34 protein-coding genes and 1 tRNA gene are annotated in these 21338 nt (G+C 43.8%); all 35 read right to left on the reverse strand.

Translation table 11 applies throughout. From position 1 onward, the window contains the following. Window positions 1-106: 106 nt before the first annotated feature. Window positions 107-901: a DNA-directed RNA polymerase subunit D gene (locus QZZ23_RS00335; protein WP_292466208.1), complete on the reverse strand. Its 795-nt coding sequence runs from the start codon at window positions 899-901 to the stop codon at window positions 107-109. Window positions 902-921: 20 nt separating this feature from the next. Beyond that, the gene (locus QZZ23_RS00340; protein ID WP_292466209.1) at window positions 922-1305 is read right to left on the reverse strand and encodes a 30S ribosomal protein S11; all 384 of its coding nucleotides are present in this window, start codon (window positions 1303-1305) and stop codon (window positions 922-924) included. Between the two features lie 3 nt (window positions 1306-1308). After that, window positions 1309-1869, reverse strand: coding sequence for a 30S ribosomal protein S4 (locus tag QZZ23_RS00345; RefSeq protein WP_292466210.1), 561 nt, complete (start codon window positions 1867-1869; stop codon window positions 1309-1311). 12 nt (window positions 1870-1881) lie between these two features. Then, the gene (locus QZZ23_RS00350) at window positions 1882-2328 is read right to left on the reverse strand and encodes a 30S ribosomal protein S13 (RefSeq protein WP_292466211.1); all 447 of its coding nucleotides are present in this window, start codon (window positions 2326-2328) and stop codon (window positions 1882-1884) included. A gap of 264 nt (window positions 2329-2592) precedes the next feature. After that, window positions 2593-3672, reverse strand: coding sequence for an MFS transporter (locus QZZ23_RS00355; protein ID WP_292466212.1), 1080 nt, complete (start codon window positions 3670-3672; stop codon window positions 2593-2595). A 322-nt stretch (window positions 3673-3994) separates the two neighbouring features. Beyond that, window positions 3995-4282, reverse strand: coding sequence for a hypothetical protein (locus QZZ23_RS00360; protein ID WP_292466213.1), 288 nt, complete (start codon window positions 4280-4282; stop codon window positions 3995-3997). Window positions 4283-4839: 557 nt separating this feature from the next. Next, window positions 4840-4926: transfer RNA gene (locus tag QZZ23_RS00365), tRNA-Ser, on the reverse strand. 9 nt (window positions 4927-4935) lie between these two features. Then, the gene (locus QZZ23_RS00370) at window positions 4936-5946 is read right to left on the reverse strand and encodes an RNA-guided pseudouridylation complex pseudouridine synthase subunit Cbf5 (RefSeq protein ID WP_292466214.1); all 1011 of its coding nucleotides are present in this window, start codon (window positions 5944-5946) and stop codon (window positions 4936-4938) included. A 23-nt stretch (window positions 5947-5969) separates the two neighbouring features. Next, window positions 5970-6497, reverse strand: a complete 528-nt coding sequence (gene cmk, locus QZZ23_RS00375; protein ID WP_292466215.1) for a (d)CMP kinase — start codon at window positions 6495-6497, stop codon at window positions 5970-5972. Between the two features lies 1 nt (window position 6498). Then, entirely contained in the window at window positions 6499-7119 is a 621-nt protein-coding gene (locus QZZ23_RS00380) for a DUF106 domain-containing protein (protein ID WP_292466216.1), read from the reverse strand. A 22-nt stretch (window positions 7120-7141) separates the two neighbouring features. Further along, the gene (locus QZZ23_RS00385; protein ID WP_292466217.1) at window positions 7142-7789 is read right to left on the reverse strand and encodes an adenylate kinase; all 648 of its coding nucleotides are present in this window, start codon (window positions 7787-7789) and stop codon (window positions 7142-7144) included. A 10-nt stretch (window positions 7790-7799) separates the two neighbouring features. After that, window positions 7800-9278 carry a preprotein translocase subunit SecY gene (secY, locus tag QZZ23_RS00390; RefSeq protein WP_292466218.1) on the reverse strand — a complete coding sequence of 493 codons (1479 nt, stop codon included), beginning with the start codon at window positions 9276-9278 and terminating at the stop codon, window positions 7800-7802. Window positions 9279-9409: 131 nt separating this feature from the next. After that, on the reverse strand, window positions 9410-9853 hold the full coding sequence (locus tag QZZ23_RS00395) for an uL15m family ribosomal protein (protein ID WP_292466219.1): 444 nt from the start codon (window positions 9851-9853) through the stop codon (window positions 9410-9412). Between the two features lie 4 nt (window positions 9854-9857). After that, window positions 9858-10319: a 50S ribosomal protein L30 gene (locus tag QZZ23_RS00400; RefSeq protein WP_292466220.1), complete on the reverse strand. Its 462-nt coding sequence runs from the start codon at window positions 10317-10319 to the stop codon at window positions 9858-9860. 1 nt (window position 10320) lies between these two features. After that, on the reverse strand, window positions 10321-10956 hold the full coding sequence (locus QZZ23_RS00405) for a 30S ribosomal protein S5 (RefSeq protein WP_292466221.1): 636 nt from the start codon (window positions 10954-10956) through the stop codon (window positions 10321-10323). A gap of 8 nt (window positions 10957-10964) precedes the next feature. Beyond that, entirely contained in the window at window positions 10965-11486 is a 522-nt protein-coding gene (locus tag QZZ23_RS00410; RefSeq protein ID WP_292466222.1) for a 50S ribosomal protein L18, read from the reverse strand. Between the two features lie 2 nt (window positions 11487-11488). Beyond that, window positions 11489-11947 (reverse strand): 50S ribosomal protein L19e, encoded by a 459-nt coding sequence (locus QZZ23_RS00415; protein ID WP_292466223.1) that lies wholly within the window; start codon window positions 11945-11947, stop codon window positions 11489-11491. Window position 11948: 1 nt separating this feature from the next. Beyond that, on the reverse strand, window positions 11949-12338 hold the full coding sequence (locus QZZ23_RS00420) for a 50S ribosomal protein L32e (protein WP_292466224.1): 390 nt from the start codon (window positions 12336-12338) through the stop codon (window positions 11949-11951). A 9-nt stretch (window positions 12339-12347) separates the two neighbouring features. Continuing rightward, window positions 12348-12881 (reverse strand): 50S ribosomal protein L6, encoded by a 534-nt coding sequence (gene rpl6p / locus QZZ23_RS00425; protein ID WP_292466225.1) that lies wholly within the window; start codon window positions 12879-12881, stop codon window positions 12348-12350. 15 nt (window positions 12882-12896) lie between these two features. Next, a complete protein-coding gene (locus tag QZZ23_RS00430) occupies window positions 12897-13289 on the reverse strand; it encodes a 30S ribosomal protein S8 (protein WP_292466226.1) in 393 nt (130 codons plus the stop codon). A gap of 10 nt (window positions 13290-13299) precedes the next feature. Continuing rightward, the gene (locus QZZ23_RS00435) at window positions 13300-13452 is read right to left on the reverse strand and encodes a 30S ribosomal protein S14 (protein WP_091709280.1); all 153 of its coding nucleotides are present in this window, start codon (window positions 13450-13452) and stop codon (window positions 13300-13302) included. Continuing rightward, on the reverse strand, window positions 13453-13950 hold the full coding sequence (locus QZZ23_RS00440) for a 50S ribosomal protein L5 (RefSeq protein WP_292466420.1): 498 nt from the start codon (window positions 13948-13950) through the stop codon (window positions 13453-13455). Window positions 13951-13954: 4 nt separating this feature from the next. Continuing rightward, complete coding sequence (locus QZZ23_RS00445) at window positions 13955-14665, reverse strand: 30S ribosomal protein S4e (protein ID WP_292466227.1); 711 nt, start codon at window positions 14663-14665, stop codon at window positions 13955-13957. A gap of 4 nt (window positions 14666-14669) precedes the next feature. Then, entirely contained in the window at window positions 14670-15023 is a 354-nt protein-coding gene (rplX, locus tag QZZ23_RS00450; RefSeq protein WP_292466228.1) for a 50S ribosomal protein L24, read from the reverse strand. Between the two features lie 9 nt (window positions 15024-15032). Beyond that, complete coding sequence (locus tag QZZ23_RS00455; RefSeq protein ID WP_292466229.1) at window positions 15033-15431, reverse strand: 50S ribosomal protein L14; 399 nt, start codon at window positions 15429-15431, stop codon at window positions 15033-15035. Further along, window positions 15428-15757 (reverse strand): 30S ribosomal protein S17, encoded by a 330-nt coding sequence (locus QZZ23_RS00460; protein ID WP_292466230.1) that lies wholly within the window; start codon window positions 15755-15757, stop codon window positions 15428-15430. Before QZZ23_RS00460 ends, QZZ23_RS00455 begins: the two co-directional genes overlap by 4 nt. A 5-nt stretch (window positions 15758-15762) precedes the next feature. Further along, window positions 15763-16074: a ribonuclease P protein component 1 gene (rnp1, locus tag QZZ23_RS00465; RefSeq protein WP_292466231.1), complete on the reverse strand. Its 312-nt coding sequence runs from the start codon at window positions 16072-16074 to the stop codon at window positions 15763-15765. Window position 16075: 1 nt separating this feature from the next. Beyond that, the gene (gene rpmC, locus QZZ23_RS00470) at window positions 16076-16279 is read right to left on the reverse strand and encodes a 50S ribosomal protein L29 (protein ID WP_292466232.1); all 204 of its coding nucleotides are present in this window, start codon (window positions 16277-16279) and stop codon (window positions 16076-16078) included. Continuing rightward, the gene (locus QZZ23_RS00475; protein WP_292466233.1) at window positions 16280-17206 is read right to left on the reverse strand and encodes a 30S ribosomal protein S3; all 927 of its coding nucleotides are present in this window, start codon (window positions 17204-17206) and stop codon (window positions 16280-16282) included. Continuing rightward, entirely contained in the window at window positions 17206-17661 is a 456-nt protein-coding gene (locus QZZ23_RS00480; RefSeq protein WP_292466234.1) for a 50S ribosomal protein L22, read from the reverse strand. Before QZZ23_RS00480 ends, QZZ23_RS00475 begins: the two co-directional genes overlap by 1 nt. Before the next feature lie 8 nt (window positions 17662-17669). After that, the gene (locus QZZ23_RS00485; protein ID WP_292466235.1) at window positions 17670-18083 is read right to left on the reverse strand and encodes a 30S ribosomal protein S19; all 414 of its coding nucleotides are present in this window, start codon (window positions 18081-18083) and stop codon (window positions 17670-17672) included. 14 nt (window positions 18084-18097) lie between these two features. After that, the gene (locus QZZ23_RS00490; protein WP_292466236.1) at window positions 18098-18811 is read right to left on the reverse strand and encodes a 50S ribosomal protein L2; all 714 of its coding nucleotides are present in this window, start codon (window positions 18809-18811) and stop codon (window positions 18098-18100) included. 11 nt (window positions 18812-18822) lie between these two features. Then, window positions 18823-19071 carry a 50S ribosomal protein L23 gene (locus tag QZZ23_RS00495; RefSeq protein ID WP_292466237.1) on the reverse strand — a complete coding sequence of 83 codons (249 nt, stop codon included), beginning with the start codon at window positions 19069-19071 and terminating at the stop codon, window positions 18823-18825. Next, window positions 19068-19829, reverse strand: a complete 762-nt coding sequence (gene rpl4p / locus QZZ23_RS00500; RefSeq protein WP_292466238.1) for a 50S ribosomal protein L4 — start codon at window positions 19827-19829, stop codon at window positions 19068-19070. Before rpl4p ends, QZZ23_RS00495 begins: the two co-directional genes overlap by 4 nt. Before the next feature lie 5 nt (window positions 19830-19834). Then, the gene (gene rpl3p / locus QZZ23_RS00505) at window positions 19835-20848 is read right to left on the reverse strand and encodes a 50S ribosomal protein L3 (RefSeq protein ID WP_292466239.1); all 1014 of its coding nucleotides are present in this window, start codon (window positions 20846-20848) and stop codon (window positions 19835-19837) included. Between the last annotated feature and the right edge of the window lie 490 nt (window positions 20849-21338).

The raw sequence follows: 21338 nt of genomic DNA on the forward strand, positions 1-21338 counted from the left end.
CTACGAGACTAGGCCCTCAACCTAGCGCCTTTGGCCTGGCTGGGCAACCCCCGCATCAAGATGGATTTCCTATAAATTGAAGGAGAGGAAAATCTCCTAAACCACATCAGAGGGACTCTAAAATTTGGCCCAACTGGCTGGCTTTCTCCTTAATAGTTGTTCCTGCATTTATAATTAACTGTTGAACTGTGTAAGAACCATCGGATTCCATTGTGAAAATAAAAGAATTTTCATCTTCAGACACAGTAATAGCATCAATCTCACAGACCGTTGAACAGAGTTTGCACAGTATGCAGTCAAGAATATCATCACCGGATATTTCTGCACCGTTTGGACCAAGGTGAATTATATCTTTAGGACATTCTTTCACACATGCGCCACACTGATCACAGTTTTCGAATTTGACAACCGGCATATTCTTGTAGCCACATGCCACACCTGCCTGCCATTTAGCATGATCGTGACCATAGCCCATATGAGCAATAGCCTCAAGCACTACTTTCTGGCCTTCCTTCAGATCGATGATAGGAATATTTTGGTCAGCTGGTTGTACTTTTTCATCAGATGACACAAAATCACCTGAGTATACCATTCTTGGACCCTCAGCACTGAGAGTCAGAGATACCTTGCATGCAGGGCATTCTGAACCGCAGGTGCACTCTTCAACAGGTACGAACTCCCCAATGTCTGTTGTCAAAGGAATAAGGCCAAGCCTTAAAGCTAACTGTTCGTCAAAGAGAACTGAAGTATTGTTGTAAATATTTACATCATCTATAGCAAGAGTTGGTACGTCAGAGAGCGCTGCCCTCCTTATACCGTTAGCTAAAGCTGCACTTGCATTAGATAATATAAACTTTGCAGACCTCTCTGACAGCTCAAGTATGTCTACTTCCATTGTCATGAGTTCATATCCATTTCATATTATGTTCTTCTACCGCCCTTTGGACGGGTACCATCGTGTGGAACAGGAGTTACGTCCTGTATTCTTCCAATTTTGATACCTGCTCTGGCAAATGACCTGATAGCAGCCTGGGCTCCAGGACCTGGGCTTCTCTGCTTGTTACCACCAGGTGCACGCACCTTGATGTGAACGCCTTCGATACCCTTGTCTCTGAGAATATCAGCAAGCTGGGATGCCATCTGCATAGCAGTGTATGGTGAACTTTCATCACGTGCTGCCTTTACAACCATTCCACCAGATGATTTGGCAATGGTTTCAGCACCGGTGATGTCAGTTACAGTAATGATAGTGTTATTGAATGAGCACTTTATGTGTGCTACAGCCCATATTCCACTTGTTGCCATAACTTACTCCCCCTTTCCTGCAACTGCTGAAGCAATCTGTGCTGGCCTTTCTGGGTGTGATTCACCTGTAAGTGGTGAATTTCCGTAGTAGTCGATATTCATCTCATCTTCCTTTGAGACAAGTACACTAGGAATTGTCACTTTCTGCCCATTGATTGCAATGTGGCCATGTGTAATAAACTGTCTTGACTGCTTTGGAGTCCTTGCAAGACCAAGCCTGTATACCTGAGTCTGCAACCTGCGCTCCAGAATTACTTCAGCCTGCAGTGCAAGAATATCATCAATATTTGCATCAGATGAAAGGATTGAAAATCTTCTAAGTCTTTCAAGGATCTGGGTTGATTCAGTCTTGAGGTGACCTGAAAGCTCAGTTTCTGCTGATTCTGCAAGAATCCTACGAGCGTCGGCCCTGTATCTTCTAAGGACACTAACTGCCTTCCAAAGTTCCTTCTTATTACGAAGACCGTACTTTTTAAGGAGCTCTACTTCACTGGCCATCCTGGCTGCCTGCCAAGGATGCTTTGGAGTATCGTAACTCTTTCTTTTTTTACCTGGGAATCCCATAAAATCACCTTATTACTTTTTCTTGCTTACGCCAATGGTTGAGCCACGTCTTCCTGTGGACTTTGTTCTCTGGCCTCTGACCTTAAGACCTCTTTCGTGTCTAAGACCACGGTATGCCCTGACCTTCTTAAGGTTGTTCAGGTCTTCCCTGAGAGTCATTATTATGTCCTGTCCAAGGTGGTGTTTGTTTTCACCAGAGATAGGATCTGCACATCTGTTAAGCATCCAGGTTGGGATGTTTTGTTCGAAATCAGCAATAGCTACATCGACCTTTGCAACATCCTCATCGGAAAGGTAACCGATTGTTTCTTTCGGGTCAACACCCGCACTTTCAATGATAATTCGTGATGTTCTAAGCCCTATACCGCGAATACCTGTCAGCGCATACATTACGGGCTGACTACCCTGAAGGTCAGTATTCATGATACGGACTAAGTGTCTTATTTCTTTGTCTGCCATTATTTTTCCTCCTTAGGGACATCAAGTGTCCTGTAGCCTCGAAACATAAGTCTCGACACACCCCACTGTTAGTGGAGCAGGCAATTCTAAAGATTGATAGAATAATTCGCCTGTATTATACTATTGTTCTTATTTAGCGTTACTCACGCAACAGAGAATAGTGATACAAGTGAGCATTCTCTATAGGTTAATTACTTAAATACTTTCCTGTGAGTGAAACAAATTCTTTTCTGACTAGCACAGGAAAAACAATAATCATGAAGCTCATACAGCAAGATGTAAAGATGGCCTGTCAAGTATTTTGAATATAATAACTCCGGCAATAGAACAAATTACAGCAAATACCATTGTTTCTCTGTAACCATAAAACTGGAGCATTAAACCACCCAGAATAGCACCAACTATATTGCTTGCAGCTATTACAGAATTAAGAATACCTGCAGCTGTTGCCTTTTCAGCACTACGCTCCATGAGCAACTGGCTGGCACCAACAAACAGGAATGACCAGCCAAAAGCGACAAATACCATACCCGGAATTATAAAAACATAATTAGGCGATATGAAATATCCGAAGAAAGCCACCCCTGACATGATAAAACCCCATTTTATGAGCCATTCGTTCCTGAACCTGTCCAATCTTCGCATAATAAGAAACTGCAGAAATGGATTAATAGCATAGATAAGTCCTATCCACATACTTGATGCTCCCAGAAACGCGAGATACAGAGGTAATATCGCCCATACAGCAGCTGCACCCGAATGCCTGATAAAAACCGACAGGTAGGTTGCAATGTTCTTCCTGAATGTTTCAAGTGAAAAATAACTTACTTTCAAAGAAGGCTTTTCAATATCTTTTAGCCTCAATGCTGCCAGGAATGAAATAAAATAAAACAGGGAAGAGAGGATAAAGAGATACTTGATCTCACCCACAAACCCTGCAACCAGAAAACCGGCCATCCATCCAAGTGAGCCGAATGAGCTGAACTTGCCGATACTTTCCTTCTGATAATAAACATATACCGTAAGTGCTGCCGGATAGGTACCCATACAAAAGCCAACAAGTGCCCGGGCAGCAGCAAGCGTAAGAGTATCACTTGCAAAGATCTGGAGGAAAAAAGCAAGTGCTGATGTCAGCAGACCAACAAGAACAATTGGACGGAGACGATTTATATCGGCAGCTTTTCCGAAAATAAAGGACGAAACGAAAGTGGCAAAACTGAAAAAGGCAGCAATGAGACCTACTTCGAAGAATGAAGCACCCAACGACCTGGCAAATATAGGAATAAAAACGTTGGACATCATATGAGAGGCATTTGCCAGAAACTGAATCGTATTTACTTTCATTATAGTGCAATGTGCAAAGACCATTTCAGGTATTTTAAGCTGTTGAATGTATCACTACAGAAAAATAATAGTGCTATAGGGCGGTAACAAAAAGATCATTGTTATCATCGCAATTGATAACCACTTTCAGAATCAGACATGAGGGGATTCAATTTTCTTATTGCAGTACGCATTTTCTTAAAGCCGCATACTTTAAAAACCATCTTTTCCAGGAACTGAATACAGAATTACATTCTCCACTGGCAACTAATCACACAAACTGTCAAGCATTAATCTCCTAAGACCGGATTAATCGGATATTTTCTCATTCACCATCATATCATCAATTTTTAGACAATCCTTTGTTCAAATCCAGTTTAAGACCCTTTAACAATTCTTTTGCAACATAATCAGCTATTTTCGTGTTCAATGCCTGGGAAGGATGCACCTGATCAAGATGTCTGTTACAGAGAGGACATTCTATGTACTCGACAAGAGCCATGCTGTCATCTGCCACATTTGAGAATGCCACGGTTATTTCGTTATCGCACTCAGGACATGTTACAACCGTGCTACCATCATCATTGACATCCATGTTTTGTTTTATGAGGAATATGTTTACATCAGACATGATTACATCACCTTGTTCTTTTAGTTCCGGAAGTAAATACAATTCAATGATATATACTTTCAACTATCAAACGTGCATCAATACACATGATAGAAATTGTGCAGGAATTGATTAAATATCCTAGGCAGATGCAGATTCGAAAGTCTATATAGATTCCATAGCTCATAGCTAAATAAGATATGATGTCAGTATGTACCGGGTAACACATTACCCCATAAGTAACCCCAAAAAATCGCTTTTAAAAAACGTATTGGTTTGCAGTCCTGGGCGCCTGTTGTGGCATCTGGCGCCCTTGTTTATTAGTTCACCATGAACCAGAACGCATAAACCAGAACAAACTAAACAGATCTAACCAGCCTATGGTTTGAATTTTCTTGAAATGATGTTGATTTTATAGCAATGTTTGAATACCTGAAATCAACCTGCACATTTTATACAAAATGCCCCATGCTTTACTTGCATCAACTGGCGCAACAACAACAGAGATAATCACACTTATTCTAATTTAGATTTGAAATATAAATCTGGCAACAGAATAACGCAAAATTAGAAAATTGTGGCGCCGAGAGGGGGATTCGAACTCCCGAGGGGCGGATGCCCCACAAGCTTTCCAGGCTTGCGCCCTACCGCTAGACTATCTCGGCACACGTATTTCATTGTGTTTTTTCTGGCTTGCTGTGCCAGCCTTGCGGATAAGTGCCAGCATCCATTATTACTCTTTCGGTCGTTGCAGCAATTCCATTACTATTCAGGAGCATTTCTTCTGTGCTCATGACAGCTTTGCAAAGCGCCACACCCTCCCCTTTTAAACTAAAAAGGCAAATTTCATCATCTTTCTCGATATTGCTGTCAAGACTTACTATACCAGGTACCGCAATTGCCGCACCACGACATACAGCATCCACTGCGCTATCACGAATGATGATTTTCGGAAGATGCGCAAGACCTTCTTCCATAGGCCTGACAACCTCTCGTAAGAATGATTCATCCCCATCTTCTTTCCAGAAGGTATAGGCATCCTTCAGGTCATGGAGTGTAACAAGAGTGTCTTCCCTGAAAGGACCGGTTTTGGTCCTGCGAAGCTCCTGCATGTGCGCGCCACAACCAAGCGCAACACCAATATCATGGCATAACTTGCGCATATACGAACCTGCCTGACAACCAACTCGCATAAGAACTGATTTGTCCTTTACATCAAGAACTTCAATATAATAGATAGTTCTTACTCGCACCGCGCGTTTAACTGCAGAAATTATGGGCGGCATCTGGAATATAGGTCCCTCAAATTCCTTACAGACCTTACGAACCTTTCTTTCAGGAACTGCCTCATGCAAACTCATGAGGCATATATACTCTTTACCAGACAAACGAAGCGCTGCAACTGTCTTGGTTGCTCTGCCCAGCATTATTGGAAGCACCCCCGTCACCACAGGATCCAGTGAACCGGAGTGTCCTGCCCTGTTCAGTTCAAGTATATCTTTGACCCAGGCAGTAACCTCATGACTTGTCGGACCTGCAGGTTTGTCAAGGTTGACAACACCCATCTCTATATGTAATCGAATTGGACGTTTATCAGGCGCACAACCATGAAAAGGACTTGTGTTCGCCTCTGCCTTATGTACTAATTCACGTTTGTATTCAGAAGGTAAAATACCATAGTTCATAAAAACCGCCAGAATCACTTGGATCAGAAATAAGAATTATTATCAATCGCACAGGAGATAACTTTTGTTATCTGGAACTGATCCCACTTTTCTGAATCGATCACAAGATCGTAAACAGAAAGATCATTGATGTCAATTCCATATATTGTCTTGTACCTTATAGCTTCTGAGGCTTCCCGCTCAATTGTTTCACTGAGCTTATACTCAAAAGACCCACTTTCCCTGTTGACAATTCGCTCCACCCGGACATCCACTGAAGCCTTTATCCACACTTTAAAAGCCTTTTCAGCCATGTGGCCTGCAAGTCTGCCTTCAAGAATGATATTATCACGAGTATTGGATATCTCTTTCTGACGCTCATCAATTTCGATATCAATACTATCATCAGATTCAGCCAGTTCACCAAACTCTGCTAGAGTCATACCATACTCTTTTGCAAGAGAACGAAAAACCTCTCCGGCAGAAACCACCTCAAGACCGTATTTTTCAGAAAGTAACCGAGATACAGTGGTAGTACCACTTCCCGGGAGACCGCTAATTGTCAGTAACACTTTATACTCCACCGACATCCAGAGCCTTTCTGATCAACTGACTTACAGCCAGTGAAGAAATGAAATACCAGAAGATCCAATGCTGGAAAGGACCAAGTACAGTATCAGTCAATATTTGCTGTCCCCAGAATGGGAACACAAGTGAAGCACCCTCATGAGCTCTTATGTAATGATACGCCCACATGAACAGTGGCAGAGAGATTATACTTATGTATGCCATTGGCTTGAACTGCTGCTTTGACATCTCCATCTGATCTTGCATCATATCCTTGCGCTCTTCTTCCATTTTCTTCGTTAGAGCGGTATTATTGGAAAGTTGGGCCTCCCTGAATTCTTTCTGGAATCCTTTCATCTTTTCCTGTGTGTTACGCATCAAATCCCAGTCAATAGTATATTTCTGGATAAGTGAAGCGTAAAGCGCAGTAATGGATGCCATTATGAACAGAACAATATGGAAATTGCTTGCACCCAGAATGGTCACTACCGGATCCATGATAACGCTCATAGCAGATCCAAGTGAGTCCCTGAAATCCTGCCCAAGTACCATGATACCAATCATGAGAGAAATACCGAAAGCCAGTAAAAATTGATCCAGCTTTTTCTTGAATTGTTCTGTAACCATGGAATAACCTCTTTATATGGTTTTACTTGTATTGATCCATTATCTTGCAGACATCAGCAAGGACAGCGCCCACGGCACCTGAACCATCGATATTAACGAGAATTCCTGTATCGTCATAATAATTGATCAATGGTTTTGTTTTCTCATTATAGACAGCAAGTCTCTGTCGTATGACTTCTTCCTTGTCGTCATCCCTCTGGTAGAGTTCAGCACCACATGCATTACAAACCCCTTCCTTTACAGGAGGGTTGAACATCAGATGATAACTTTCACCACAGGTACAGCTGCGACGTCCACTGAGCCTTTTTACAAGTGCTTCATCGCTTACCTCGATATTTATTACAGCATCAAGAGGTTTGCTTATGTCTTTAAGGATACCAGTAAGGGCGTCAGCCTGTGGAATGGTTCTTGGATAGCCATCCAGAAGATAACCTTTCTCACAGTCCGGCTCTGTTAGCCTGTTTCTGATAAGTCCAATAAGAACCTCATCAGGAACAAGTTCACCTTTGTCCATGTACTGCTTTGCCTTTAATCCAAGCTCAGTCCCATCACGGACATTTGCTCTTAGTATATCTCCCGTAGAGATATGAGGGATCTCATATTTTTTTGATAATTCCTTTGCCTGGGTGCCTTTGCCAGCACCCGGTGGACCAAATAATACAATATTCATAATCAACACCTTATTCTTGTCCGAAGAAGGACCTTACCATCGGATGCATTTCCATCATCTGCTCAGATGCTATATCCTCATATAAACGATACACAATACTTACCGTAAGCAGAAGACCAGTACCACCTGCACCTCCAAGGGTACCAAGCAGACTTGCAACAAGCGTAAGGAAACCTATGAAAGCACCACCAATAACGGTTACTTTCGGGATGTACCTTAACATTACTTTTTCAATACTTCCGACATTCCTTCTGAAACCCGGTATCTGCATACCGGAATTAAATATCTTTTGGGCTGTTGGTTTTGCACCCATTCCTGTTGTCTCGATCCAGAACAGAGCAAAGATAATACCTCCAACAATAAGGAATAGAGCATCAGTCAGCACATGCAGCCCGATCTGCCAGAGAGCAGGCACGGGAGCACCATAGCTAGTGAATGATTCCCTTACAAGGGAAGGTATCCAGTCATATGGACTGTGGATCGGAGCCAGATAATACATAATACCATTGATAGGGGATGAACCACTGAACTCACCAAGGAATGTTATTCCCTTACTACTCAGCAAAAGACCTATCATCTGGATATTAGCCTGCAATGCCCTTACAAGAATCATTGGCAGGACTGAAGCGTATATAAGTTTGACAGGGAACTTACCCCTTGCACCCCTTACTGCACTGTGTGCCAGAGGAATCTCAATACGAGTACTTTCCACATATACGACAAGCAAGAAAATTACTACTGTACTTACCAGTGCAAGAATTCCACCGCTTATCAGCATAAACATTATACCATCGCCAGAGAAGAGGAAATCTGCTTCCACATTCTGCAGGATGTATATCCATTTAGGGAAGAAACCGGTTGGTAGACCAGCTGAATTTGTTGTCCAGTTGAACAGACCTGTAACTATCTGCTGGGAAACACCGGCCACAATAAAAAGACCGACACCAGAACCGATACCCCATTTGGAGACAACCTCATCCATGAAGAGTACGAGTACGCCGCCTATACATATCTGTATAAAGATTATAAATGTAACTACACCTAGACCGACACCTAAAGTCGATGCAAGAACTGCATCCGGCTGTATATAACCACCGGCTATTTGTGGCAGAGCCTCAAGTATTATCATTACAAAGACCATAAACTTCTGTGCACCCTGGAAGAATGCCTGATCTGACGGATTTGACATATCTAGTTTGATAACATCAGCACCGACCAATAGTTGAAGAACAATGGACGCGGTAACAATAGGACCGATACCCAGAAGCATCAGAGAACCTGAAGCTCCGGCAAAAAATGCTCTATAGGACTCGAAAAGGTCAATCGAATCCGCTGACAATCCAAACAACGGTACATTTGCAAGTGCAAAATAAAGTACGAGAATGCCAAATGTCCACATTAATTTATTTTTAAAATGAACATGACCCTCTGGACTTGCAACCGCCGGCAATTTATTGAAAATTGGTTCCAAACTATCCTTAAGACTCATTAATTCCACCCTTTGAATGGAAAAATCCATGCAATTATTAGGTAAAGTAAACCTTAATGGGTTTAAACATTTATAAATATACACCCTTTAATTGCACAAATATAAAATAAAATAGGTAATGCCAAGTGGCATTACTCATTTATCTCAGTGCAAGATCCACCTGCACCTTCGATCTTTTCCTTAGCACTGGCAGAGAATTCAGCTGCTGATATTGAAAGTTTCTTAGACACCTTACCGGATCCAAGTACCTTATCGATATCAAGGACAGAAAGGTCGATGACATATGTGCCATCCTGAAGTTCTGCGAAACCGTCTTCTACAAGCTGATCTGCAAGTTCATCAAGTTCACCGACGTTTACAATGGAAGTGTCATTTAAGACCTTCAATGGACGTGTAAATCCTCTCTGATGTCCACGGAAGTATCCAAGTAACAGAGCACGGGTTGCATGGTGAGCATTTTCACCACATCTACCCCTACCACCACGGTTACCTGCACCACGTCTGTTCTTGGTTGTTCCGCCACCACATGTGCGTGAACCTCTGAACTTCTTTGTGTTGGTTTTCTTAGATGTCATGGGATTACCTCATTTTCTTCAACAACTTGTTGATGTCTTCACCATGGTTACCAAGTACACCGCCCTGCTGAACTGTCCTCTTCATTCCGGAGTGGCCTTTCCTTGGTGGGTGGAGCCTGAATACCGGCTTGAGTTTTGGAACATCTTTCAGAGTTGCGTTACCTTCACAGACAGCCTGTGCAAGAACCTTGATGGAATCATAGTCTGTGTTCTCAGCTATATATTCCTCGGTGAGCCTTACATCGCCTTCAAGTCTTCCACGGTTTGTAAGCATTTCTGCAAGTGTGTCAGCATCAATGATACCGTATGCCACGTAGTCCTTTACTTTCTGGATCATTCCTGCATTATGAGGATTGTCATTAAGGAGAACACAGTGGTTCACTTTGTGCATACGAAGCATTTTAAGGGTATCCTTGATGGTACCCCTTACATTTACGTCTCCACGTACTCTGACCAAAGCGTACATTTTAAGCCTCCTTGTTCTCCAGATGCATTGGCATTCTTATAGTACCTGCATTTTCCAGTGCACTAAATGTAGCCTTTGCGAAGTTCAGGGTTGTCCTTGTGGTACCTTCTGTCCTTGTCCAGACATCCTTGATACCTGCCTTCTCAAGTACTTTTCTTGCAGTATCTCCTGCAGCAAGACCAAGTCCGCGAGGTGCTGGTTTCAGTTCGACAATGACACTGCCGGCCTTGCCACGTACCTCTGAAGGTACTGTGTGCTCAAGTCCGCATGCACATTCCCATGAACCGCATCCGCGCTTTACCTTAATAATATTAATCTTAGCATTGCTGATAGCTTTCCTGATTGCCGGTCCTACCTGAACGTCCTTTGCCTGCCCAAGACCGACAAAACCGTTTCCATTACCAACAATAACAGTTGCTCTGAACTTTACACGACGTCCAGAGTCAGTCATCCTCTGAACCATGTTGATATCGAGAACCTCATCTTCAAGATCAGGTAACAGGATATCGATAATATTTGATTCCCTTATAGGAAGACCTGACTCGATAACCTCGTCCATGGAAGTAATCTGCCCTTCCCGAACTAGTTTTCCAAGCCTTGTCTGTGGAACCCACTCTTCTTCATATTGATATGCCATGTAATCACCTAGTTGAACTCAGCAGAGATCTTTTCCTTAACTGCATCAAACAGTTCAGGCAAATTTGAGCCTTCCATATACCCTGCTACGTGTTCTCCTCTTACTCTCTCATCTGAAGGAAGAACAGATGAGTCATGAGGAATCTCGAATCCTGCATCTACAATACCTTTCAAGGTTGCATACACACGTGATCCGGATGATGATGCCTGGAGCCCTATGTCAAGAACGCCGTAATCATATCCTTTGCTCAGTGCCCTGTAACCGAATAACAGTCCTGTAAGGTAGGCAGCTGTTGTGTTTCCTGTAGATGCATCGTATCCGTACTTCGCAAGTTCTTTTGAAACTGCAGCTGAAAGGGTCACATCCCCTTCATGTTTTGGAGCTACAAGCTGGACCTGCATGTGCCTTGAGCTCTTGCGTACTACCACACGGTCTTCCTTTGAAAGAAGTAACCTCAATCTCTGGTGGTAATCAGTACGCCCTTCTCTTCGTCGCCTGAATGCGACTTTATATCTGGGTCCTGTTGCCATGATTATTCCTCGTGCTTTATGAGTTTCTCTGACTCAAGATGTGCCTTAAGGTGAGCTACACTACGGTATTCTCCACCCTTTGCCTTACGGTATACTTTACAGTAAGTGGATCTGTCAAGTGAGCCATCTTCACGCATTTGTTTAAGTTCCTTCCTCAGAGCACGGATTTTCTTCATCCATTGCTCTTTGCGAGGGTTACGTGCGCCCTTTGTACCTTTCCTCTTACCGTGTCCTTTACGGTGACCATACTTACGCTTAGCATCTCTTTCTCTTGCACGACCACGGCTTACTCCTTTAACCGGAATAGCTTTGATACTGCCAGCTGTTACAAGCTCACGTATGTCAGCTCTAGTGATAGCCACTGCAATGTCAGCTGCTGCTTCAGGGTCAAGCCAGACCCTGTGGAAGCCACAGCCCAATACTTCAGAAGCAATCCTTTTCTGGTTAGTCAGATCAGTCATCTTACTCACCCCTTGTCGGGTTGAGGACCTTTATTGAAAGCTCTGCAGCTTTTGCCTCAATGATTGCCTTCTTTCTTCCGCCAACCTTTGCAGATATTCTGATAGCTTCTTCAGTTGCTTTTACAGCGTCAAGTTGTCCAACTGTGCATACAAAGACTTCTGCATATCCAGATGGGTGTAAACCTTTTACAGCAGCAGGGCTTCCATAGCCCACCTGAGCAAGAGCACCTTTTGCTTTTATGTGCTTGCGCTGTTTACCCTGAAGACCTCTTGGACGCCTCCAGTTGGAATCCAGACGCTTGTACTTGTGACTATCTGTCCTCTTGAAATCAGGTTTTTTGTGCTTCTGGATTTTCCTTACCTTAAAAAGGCGTTTAATTTTGTCATCCATTCAAATCACCTACACTATCTTCTCCACTATGTATATTCCGTCCTGGAATACACGCGGGTCGAATCTCTTGATCCTGGTCGCCTGCTCAATGTTGGCTGCTGTTTGTCCGACATCCTCCTTGTTGATACCGGTAACAATTACCTCATCAGCTGTGGCCTTTACCTTGGACTCACCAAGAATATTGGCAGACCTTGGTTTTTTCTCTCCAAGGAAATTGCTGATCGTTAACTTCTTTCCGTCAACCTTCAGTTGCATAGGAAAGTGAGCATAAACAACCTTCATACGATATTCGAATCCCTCGGCGACACCTTTTATCATGTTAGTAACATGTGATGCAAAGGTTCCGACCATTGCCTTCTGGGTCTTTTTCACGACTGACGAGTCCACAATGATCTCAGATCCTACAATCTCGATCTTAATACCAGGGTACCAGAAATTCCTTTCATTCTTGCCCTTTGGACCTGATGCTGTAAGGAGCTGGCCCTGTAATGTGACCGTCACACCTTCAGGGATTGGGATTATTTTCATTATTTCTTTTGCCATGCGACATCACATCCATCAGTACACATATGCAAGTAACTGTCCACCAGTGTTATTCTCACGAGCTTCATACTGTGATACTACACCATATGAGGTTGTCAATATCAATGTTCCGAAGTTCTTTGCTGGAAGGAACTGCTTTTCCCATCTTTCGAAGTCTGCAGCACCCACTGAATAACGTGGTTTGATAGCACCACACTTGTTGATTCTACCAATAAGCTCTACCTTATAAATCCCGGCCTTACCATCTTCGACGAACTCAAATTCACCGACATAGCCACGGTCCTTCATTACTTTCAGGACAGTGCCGATAAGTTTTGATGCGGGTTTAATGATACAGGAATCTTTACCAATTGCCTCTGCGTTCTTTATAGTAGACAAAGCATCTGCAAGCGGATCTAATAATACCATTTCTTTCACCTCACGTATACTTTTCAAATCCCATATCGTGGGCAACCTCACGGAAACAATGCCTGCAAAGGTAAATACCATATTTCCTTACAAGGCCTTGCTTTCTGCCACATCTCTTGCATTCACTTGCCCCTCTTCCAAAGCTCTTAGTGGTTTGAACCATTTATAATACCTCCACGGAGTATGTGTCTTTGAAGAAAGCAATTGTATCCTCTTTTGTGATCTTATGAGATGTAGGAATTTTTCTCTTGACTATCCTTCTTTTGTTGATCCTGTAACCTGGACGGTTGACAACAACGTTAACATCCATACCAAAGATACCGATGTTAGGATCATATTTCATACCTGGGAAGTCAGTATGTTCCTCAATACCAAAGGCAACATTCCCGTACTTATCGAACTGGGATGATCTAAGTTTGCTCTCTACAATATCAAGTGTTGTCCTAAGGAACTCTTCTGCGCGGTCAGACCTGAGTGTGACCTTGCAACCAATTGGTTCATTTTTCTTGATACCAAATGCAGGGAGAGTTCTCTTTGAATAAGTCCTTACAACGGACTGTCCGGTAATCTCGCTAAGAATGCTTTCAGCATCTACAAGGTGCTGACCACTTTCTCCGACACCCATGTGAACAACCACCTTTTCAACAACAGGTGTTCTCATTGGATTACTCAACTACCTCACCACCTAGTTTTATTTCAGGTTCCTTCCTGCCTATGACAACAACGAACTCCTCGATGGTTTCAAACTCATAGTCACCGGTAATTGAAACTGTGTTGTGCTTGGAACTTCTGACAGTGTTGATCTCTTTGATAGACCCAATTTCGCCAGTGTGCCTTCCACCAACTATCATAGCAAGGTTACCAACTTCATACCTGATGTGCTTAACAACATTCTTGTCAGGCAGTGAGAGGATGAGTGAATCCTTAGTCTTATAATCATTGGAACCCAGGAGGTTTGTACCATCATTAAGGTTGAGCTGCACTGCTCCGCCATTTAAGATTGTCTTACCATCGATCCTGCAAAGTTTGTTTGCATTTATGTCTTCAAGCTTATGAACTTCAAGTCTTCCCTTACGGTCCAACAACATACGGTATGCTGCATTCTCAAGAGGGATTGTTATTACATCTAAAAGGCCTACAGGGAACCTGAGGTCTTTTCTGATAACTCCATCAACAAGTACATTGCCTTCTGAAAGAACGCGTTTTGCTTCTGCACGGGTGTCTACGATACCCAGCATATCCCTGAGAAGGACAACCAGAGGAATACTCTGCTGCTTGTTATGTGGACCCGGTCTTGTTGCTGTGACCCATTTGTTGGATTTCTTTGATACCTGCCAGCTGTTAGGGACAGATATTCTTTTCTGATGTTTGCCCACAAAATCACCTGTTACTGATTACTTTTTCTCTGCGTTTGTCCTTCATTTCCAGGGTCATGATCATCACATTTGAAGGGTAGACTGGTCTTGCGACTTCCGTTCCGTCTGCTTTAGAAACGGTTACACCTTCTACAACGATCGTTCCGTGCTTAAGTGAAATTGCTTCCACTATACCGGAAGTACCTGCATGATCTCCACGCATTACTTTTACGGTGTCACCAACAATTACATTAGCACTGCGGGAACCGTATTTCTCCCGAAGATCCTTCGAAAGGGGACAACCCATGTACTTCTGTTTGATGTGCAGAGGAGCATTATATCTTGCTTTTCTCTGTTTTCTTGGTTGATTTGATACCATTTTCACACCTCACACTACCGTAGATGCAGTTGTGCCGATCTTTGGGAACCTTTCTGCAGCTTCCCTGGCTACCGGACCTTTAATGTCAGTTCCTTTTGGGATACCGTCTGCGTCAACAATGACAACTGCGTTATCTTCAAAGGAGACCCTTAAACCATCAGGACGGCGTAATTCCTGTTTCTGGCGTACGATAACTGCAAGAAGAATCTGCTTGCGCATTTCCGGAGTTCCTTTCTTCACGGAAACCACACACATATTACCTACACCAGCTCTAGGATGTCTGTTCTTAACGCCTCTGTAGCCCTTTACGGAAATAATTTCAACTACACGTGCACCTGTATTGTCCACGCAGTCAATCTTAGCACCAGCATTGAGTGCACGTGGAACTGTGGATTTAATTCCCCTCATTCCTGCGCCTCCGCTTTCACTACTACATAGGATTTAGTCTTACTAAGAGGTCTGCATTCAGCCACTGTAACAACGTCCCCTACCTTTGCATCAATGCAGGGAGGATTGTGTGCGTGAATCTTAGATTGCCTCTTTTCATATCTCTGATATTTCTTAATTAGCATCTCATGCCTACGCTGGATGACCACTGTCTTGTCCATTTTGTCGCTGACAACAGTCCCTACAAGGACCTGTCCACGAACAGGAAGTTCTCCATGGAAGGGACAATTGACATCGTCACACTCTTTTTCAGGAGCGGGGACATCCAATCCAATATCTTTAACCATGATTATTACCTCATGTGTATTTTTCTTATATTCTTTGTTCTGTTCTCAGGTTGTGAGAGCAGAAGGTTCCCATTCACTTTAACATACCTCTCAGCATGCTTACCGGATAATTGGGCCGGTATCTGAAACACAAAGGATGTACCCTTTTTCGGAATCTTTTTTTCAGTTCCGTCCTTTGTCTGAACAATTATCATGTTCTTTGTCTCGTCAACCACTTTGCCACATATATCGTTTAGTGTTGGATTCGTAGCACCTATAATAGTTGCTCCTAATCCAATCAGTTCATGGAATACCAGTTTAGAAGGAGTGATCTCCAAATCAGATCTCCTTCATTTCCCTCTGGATGGTCTTTATCCGGGCAATGGTTCTCCTGAGTTCGCCAATCCTACCGGGATTGTCAGGAGCTCCTCCCGCGGATGAAAGAGCACGCTCGCGAATGAGTTCAGCACCCATTTTATCGAGTTCGTCCATCCTTTCTTCAGGGGACATATCCCTTATCTCGTTCAGTCGAAGAATAGCCATTTATTTCTCCTCCTTATGAACACGTGAGACTGGATGCCAGTAATCATAGCTGTCATGTTTATGCTGCCATACATCGTCAACCAGCCTGCGTTCTTCTCCGAGTCCTTCTGTAGGGACTGAATCATCAGTAGCTGATACCTCTTCTGCACAGGATTCTTCTTCAACTTCCTCAGCTGAAGCTTCTTCAGTGACTCCTGTTTCTGCAACCTCTTCGGTAACTTCTACTATTTCCTCCTCATCTGCAACCTCGCCTTCTGATTTCTTGTCTACGAGTTCTGCGATATCAGCTTTTGCAGCTTCCGGTGCAACAGCTTCAACCACTTCAGCCTCTACGACTTCTCTGATATCAAAGGCGTCAGGTAATGCTACACCAGGAGGAATGATTCTAACTTTGCAGCCAAGAGTTCCCAGCTTCTTTATAGCTGTTGCAAAACCCTCGTCTACCATATCATCAGCAGGTTTTCCAGCGTGCTTTATGTATCCGTCAACAAGTTTTTCAACCCTTGACCTTGCACCTGTCAATTTACCTGAAATAACTATCTCACAGCCCAGTGCGCCTGAGTTCATAATAGCCCTAAGGGTATTATGACCGGCTTTCCTGAAATACCAGCCTCGTTCAATTGAAGAGGCAAGGCGACTAGCCATCATCTGGGCATTAAGCTCTGGTCTTCTGACCTCCTGAGCATCTATCTGGGGGTTATCGATATCGTACATCCTGTCGATGTCGCGTGTAAGTTTGCGGATAACCTTACCAGCTTTACCAATGACCATTCCTGGCTTTTCAGCGTATACAGTGATCTGAGTACCCATTGGAGTACGGTTGATCTCCATTCCGCCATAGCCTGCTTTGCTGAGCTGTTTTGCGAAATATTCGTCCATTGAAGCTTTAACGTAGCCTTCCTGAACGAATTTCTTCTCTATTGCCATTAGCGCACCTCATTCAAAATAATCTCAATGTTCACAGTTTCTGTGTTCTTGGGACTTCCACGTCCACGAGCTCTTGGCCTCATGCCATGAATCACGCGTCCGCGCTTTGAAGCAACATGTGCAATAAACATGTGCTCAGGGTTGAGTCCCTTGTATTCAGCATTGTTTCTGGCATTCTCAAGAATCTTGAGGAAAGCCTCAGCAACCTTCACAGGGTATCTACCGTTTGCCATTGGACCTTTTCTGTGCCCTGAACCATCACTGTGCCTCTTGAAAGGTACTGCCTGTTTCATTATCACGACATCTTCAAGGTACTTCTGTGCTACAGTGGTACGCATGCCTTTGATCGCTTTACCAAGTTCGCGTGACTTCTTCGGAGAGATATGAAGTTCAGCACCCATAGCTTTTGAACTTGCTTTTGGGTCCATTTCAATAGAATATCCAATTCTTGCCATAATCTCACCTACTTAAGTGGCACGAACTTACTTGAACGGGTTGCTCCTACACCAGCGCTTCCGTGGGAAACTTTTGGCCTGGTTGGGGAGAACTCTCCGAACCTGTGTCCGATCATTTCAGGCTGAATCTCAAATGCCACAAATGACTTGCCGTTATATACTTCTACATTTTTGCCGACCATTTCAGGGAATATAATAATATCCCTGTAGTGGGTCCTCAAATTGTCCCTACCATCTCTGAGCTGTTGAACAACGTTCTTCCTGCCTTCTGTATAGCCCCTCTTAAGAGTGCGGCGTTCACGTGCAGGCAACATCTCAACAAACCCATCATTGCCAATGGCCTGGAGTTCTGCTACCGTTTTACCACGGTAGGTATATTCACCTTTTCGTTTTGGTAATCTGGATGATGTTTTCTTTGCCATGTAATAACCTCCGGTTAACGCTTTCCGGTCCTGCGTGCTGCTATCTGACCTACCTTACGACCAGGAGGCGCATTCCTTCCAACTGTTGTTGGCTTACCAGGATGCTTACGATTACCTCCACCGAATGGGTGGTCAATGGCGTTCATAGCAATACCTGATACACGAGGATACTTTGCAGCTCTTGTCTTCATCTTGTGGTACTTCTTACCTGCCTTAAGGAAAGGCCTGTCAACCCTGCCGCCACCTGCAACGATACCGATTGTTGCGCGGCATTTAGGATTTAACCACTTCATCTCGCCTGATGGCATTTGAACAACTGTCTTACCACGATCATGGGATACAACTGTTCCATAGACACCGGATGCACGTGCGAACTGTCCGCCATCGTTTGGCTTGGACTCTATGTTACAGACTGGAATACCTTCCGGAATCTCTGCAAGAGGCAGGATGTTACCGGGTTTAATCTCAGCTGAAATTCCGCATGCTATCTGTTCGCCTACTGATATACCTTCGGGCGCAATGATCAGGCGTTCCTCACCATTGTCAAAGGAAACCTTAACAATAGGTGCTGAACGAGCCGGATCGTGTGTAATCTCAATAACTGTACCATAAACTGTGCCACCTTCATCGACACGTGGGTGTTTAAGTGCAGCTTTGTACTTGTGTGATGGAGCCCTGTATGTAGGTGATCCACGACCTCTGTTCTGTGATATGATTCTCTTTGTCATGTAAATTCACCTCACATAAGACCTATTCGGGTCGCGATCTCATGAGCTGCGTCCGTACCTTCAAAAGTAACGATTGCTTTCTTCAGGCCTTTCATCGTGCTCATTGTACATACGGATACCACAGGGAATCCATACATCTGCTTCACATCAGTCATGATCTGCTTTTTGTTTGCACGAGTATCAACAATGAACTGAAGTTTATTGTCTTCCAGCAGCATCATTGCCTTTTCAGTAATAAATGGATATTTAATGACGCTCATTCGAACATTCCTCCAAGTGAGGATATTGCAGATTCCGTCCATACAGTCAATCTGCCTGCATGTGTTCCAGGTGCAAGAAGCTCAGCGTTAAGTGAATCAACGGATACTACATCCACACCGGAAAGGTTCTTTGCGGACCTCATCAGTGGACTGTCGCATGTTGCAACAATAAGAAGACTCTTCTTATTCTTGAATCTCCTGCCACGTATCTTACCCTTTCCTGCACGGATATTTCTTCCGTCTTTTGCACGGAGCACGTCATCATAAACACCTGCATTCTGCAGGAAGCTTACAACATCCTTTGTCTTTACGACGTCTTCAAGCTCATCTGCAGCGACCAAAGGAAGCTGTGCGTCGAACCTGTGTCCACGGCCTTTTACGAGTTCTGCATCGATTGTTGCAGCGATTGCAGAGCGTATAGCCATACGTCTTTCTTTCTTGTTAACCTTTTCAGTTCTGTCTGCTTCAGGCTTTGGAGGATGTGCTCTCCTACCACCTACAGCCTGAGGAACTCTTGCTGCACGGCTTCCGTTAGCAATCCTTGGGATCTGAGCAGCGCCTCTGCCTGAACCCCATGAACGTGCAGACGTATCCATACCGGAGTACATCCTTGGACCATATGGCTGGTACCTGTTAGACTGAGCTGAAAGAACTGCTCTTTTGATAAGGTCAGGTCTGTATGTCTCGTTGAATACTTCAGGAAGTTCAACCTCTCCTTTAGCATTTCCTGATAAATCTATAATTTTTGCTGTAACCATTCAGTTCACCCCTGCTTGGACTGTGTACTTATGTGAACGATCTGTGGTTCACTAACAGCAGGTACTTTTGACCTCATTGGATCTCTGAGTCTTACAAGTCTCTTTGAAGGTCCCGGAATGCTTCCTTTAATGAGGATATATTCACCACGGACAACACCGTAGTTAAGGAAACCACCTGCAGGAGTTACATCAGCTCCATCAGTACCTACCTTAAGGATACGCTTGTTGTATTCTGTCCTCTGGTGGTAACCCATCTGACCCATCTGTGGTACGGTCCATCTGACAACTGCCGGATGCCATGGACCAAGAGTACCGATCTGCCTGAGACTTCCCTGACGAGAGTGCTTGTTCTTCATCAAATTGATACCCCATCTCTTAACAGGACCCTGAGTACCCTTGCCAGTTGTAATAGCTGCTACGTCAACAAATGCGCCTTCGCCAAAAACATCGCTAATCTTTATCTCTGAGCCGAGCACGGACTTTGCATACTCGAGCTTTGCTTTTACGTCAGATCCACTTACTGCTGTTTCCATGATATCAGCGTTCTTCTTTGGAACACCTGTAAGCTTTTTTGGTAAAGTGTATGTGATGACCTTGATATCTGAGACTTTACCCTCATCTACCAGACCCTCAATCTTTGCAAGAGCTGCTTCAGTGTTTGATTCCTTTGGAAGTGCAATTGTCTTCCCAAGGCTTTCATCAAGATCAGCGGCCCATGCTTCAGAAAGTGTTTTCTCACCATCTGTAGAACTACCGTAGGCACGAACTGCAGCAACACGTACAGCAGGAGTTTCTACAACAGTTACAGGAACTGATACCTCCATACCTTCTGTGAGACTGTACTTAACGTCATCAATCATTACCACATGAGTCATACCTACCTTGTAGCCTGCAAAGTCCTGGAGCTTTGGTTCTCCAGCAGTCAGCGGCCATGAGTTAAACCTTGGTATGTGGCTTTTTGCTCTTACGCGTGGACTGAAAGCGAGTGATCCTCGTTTTGGTCTGTGTCCTTTTGCCATTATTATTCTCCTAATTTATACATTTCTTCTTGGCAGGCCAATGCAATTTTGCATAGACCAGTTTACGCGAGAAAGTCAGGAAGGAACCGCTATTGAAAAAGAAGTAGACATGATAGAGCGGACTCCACGTACTCTCATAGTACGCATTCAACGCCAAACCTGTACATCCCTCCAGTCATCAACGGACCTTAGTATGCCCTAAGGCATTACTGAGTGGTCATCTCGAAAAGATTTAAACATCCCAGTATTTTAACACATTGTTGTGTAAACGGGCATTCTTGAAGAGGCCCAATTATACTTCATGTTAAATCCGACTTTTTCGCACTGTAATCTTAATACATTCTAGCACGTCCAGATTCCCATATATCGATGGAATCTAACGTTGCGCCATTAAAGGGACATATTATATATAAACCCTTTGCAAGCATACCGATGAAAAAGAGAACGAATATCGTAATTCGGCCCTTACACAGGGCATCACTATTGAAGG

The organism is Methanolobus sp. (assembly GCF_016278385.1).
In the GTDB taxonomy this organism is placed as follows: Archaea; Halobacteriota; Methanosarcinia; order Methanosarcinales; family Methanosarcinaceae; genus Methanolobus.

Bases quoted from the DNA above. Each gene is read 5' to 3' on its own strand.
- QZZ23_RS00335 (WP_292466208.1), bottom strand. From the start codon at position 901: ATGACAATGGAAGTAGACATACTTGAGCTGTCAGAGAGGTCTGCAAAG.
- QZZ23_RS00340 (WP_292466209.1), bottom strand. From the start codon at position 1,305: ATGGCAACAAGTGGAATATGGGCTGTAGCACACATAAAGTGCTCATTC.
- QZZ23_RS00345 (WP_292466210.1), bottom strand. From the start codon at position 1,869: ATGGGATTCCCAGGTAAAAAAAGAAAGAGTTACGATACTCCAAAGCAT.
- QZZ23_RS00350 (WP_292466211.1), bottom strand. From the start codon at position 2,328: ATGGCAGACAAAGAAATAAGACACTTAGTCCGTATCATGAATACTGAC.
- QZZ23_RS00355 (WP_292466212.1), bottom strand. From the start codon at position 3,672: ATGAAAGTAAATACGATTCAGTTTCTGGCAAATGCCTCTCATATGATG.
- QZZ23_RS00360 (WP_292466213.1), bottom strand. From the start codon at position 4,282: ATGTCTGATGTAAACATATTCCTCATAAAACAAAACATGGATGTCAAT.
- QZZ23_RS00370 (WP_292466214.1), bottom strand. From the start codon at position 5,946: ATGAACTATGGTATTTTACCTTCTGAATACAAACGTGAATTAGTACAT.
- QZZ23_RS00380 (WP_292466216.1), bottom strand. From the start codon at position 7,119: ATGGTTACAGAACAATTCAAGAAAAAGCTGGATCAATTTTTACTGGCT.
- QZZ23_RS00385 (WP_292466217.1), bottom strand. From the start codon at position 7,789: ATGAATATTGTATTATTTGGTCCACCGGGTGCTGGCAAAGGCACCCAG.
- secY (WP_292466218.1), bottom strand. From the start codon at position 9,278: ATGAGTCTTAAGGATAGTTTGGAACCAATTTTCAATAAATTGCCGGCG.
- QZZ23_RS00395 (WP_292466219.1), bottom strand. From the start codon at position 9,853: ATGACATCTAAGAAAACCAACACAAAGAAGTTCAGAGGTTCACGCACA.
- QZZ23_RS00400 (WP_292466220.1), bottom strand. From the start codon at position 10,319: ATGTACGCTTTGGTCAGAGTACGTGGAGACGTAAATGTAAGGGGTACC.
- QZZ23_RS00405 (WP_292466221.1), bottom strand. From the start codon at position 10,956: ATGGCATATCAATATGAAGAAGAGTGGGTTCCACAGACAAGGCTTGGA.
- QZZ23_RS00410 (WP_292466222.1), bottom strand. From the start codon at position 11,486: ATGGCAACAGGACCCAGATATAAAGTCGCATTCAGGCGACGAAGAGAA.
- QZZ23_RS00415 (WP_292466223.1), bottom strand. From the start codon at position 11,947: ATGACTGATCTGACTAACCAGAAAAGGATTGCTTCTGAAGTATTGGGC.
- QZZ23_RS00420 (WP_292466224.1), bottom strand. From the start codon at position 12,338: ATGGATGACAAAATTAAACGCCTTTTTAAGGTAAGGAAAATCCAGAAG.
- rpl6p (WP_292466225.1), bottom strand. From the start codon at position 12,881: ATGGCAAAAGAAATAATGAAAATAATCCCAATCCCTGAAGGTGTGACG.
- QZZ23_RS00430 (WP_292466226.1), bottom strand. From the start codon at position 13,289: ATGGTATTATTAGATCCGCTTGCAGATGCTTTGTCTACTATAAAGAAC.
- QZZ23_RS00435 (WP_091709280.1), bottom strand. From the start codon at position 13,452: ATGGTTCAAACCACTAAGAGCTTTGGAAGAGGGGCAAGTGAATGCAAG.
- QZZ23_RS00440 (WP_292466420.1), bottom strand. From the start codon at position 13,950: ATGAGAACACCTGTTGTTGAAAAGGTGGTTGTTCACATGGGTGTCGGA.
- rplX (WP_292466228.1), bottom strand. From the start codon at position 15,023: ATGGTATCAAATCAACCAAGAAAACAGAGAAAAGCAAGATATAATGCT.
- QZZ23_RS00455 (WP_292466229.1), bottom strand. From the start codon at position 15,431: ATGAGGGGAATTAAATCCACAGTTCCACGTGCACTCAATGCTGGTGCT.
- QZZ23_RS00460 (WP_292466230.1), bottom strand. From the start codon at position 15,757: ATGGTTAAAGATATTGGATTGGATGTCCCCGCTCCTGAAAAAGAGTGT.
- rpmC (WP_292466232.1), bottom strand. From the start codon at position 16,279: ATGGCTATTCTTCGACTGAACGAGATAAGGGATATGTCCCCTGAAGAA.
- QZZ23_RS00475 (WP_292466233.1), bottom strand. From the start codon at position 17,206: ATGGCAATAGAGAAGAAATTCGTTCAGGAAGGCTACGTTAAAGCTTCA.
- QZZ23_RS00480 (WP_292466234.1), bottom strand. From the start codon at position 17,661: ATGGCAAGAATTGGATATTCTATTGAAATGGACCCAAAAGCAAGTTCA.
- QZZ23_RS00485 (WP_292466235.1), bottom strand. From the start codon at position 18,083: ATGGCAAAGAAAACATCATCCAGATTACCAAAACGAAAAGGTGAATAT.
- QZZ23_RS00490 (WP_292466236.1), bottom strand. From the start codon at position 18,811: ATGACAAAGAGAATCATATCACAGAACAGAGGTCGTGGATCACCTACA.
- QZZ23_RS00495 (WP_292466237.1), bottom strand. From the start codon at position 19,071: ATGAGCGTCATTAAATATCCATTTATTACTGAAAAGGCAATGATGCTG.
- rpl4p (WP_292466238.1), bottom strand. From the start codon at position 19,829: ATGGTTACAGCAAAAATTATAGATTTATCAGGAAATGCTAAAGGAGAG.
- rpl3p (WP_292466239.1), bottom strand. From the start codon at position 20,848: ATGGCAAAAGGACACAGACCAAAACGAGGATCACTCGCTTTCAGTCCA.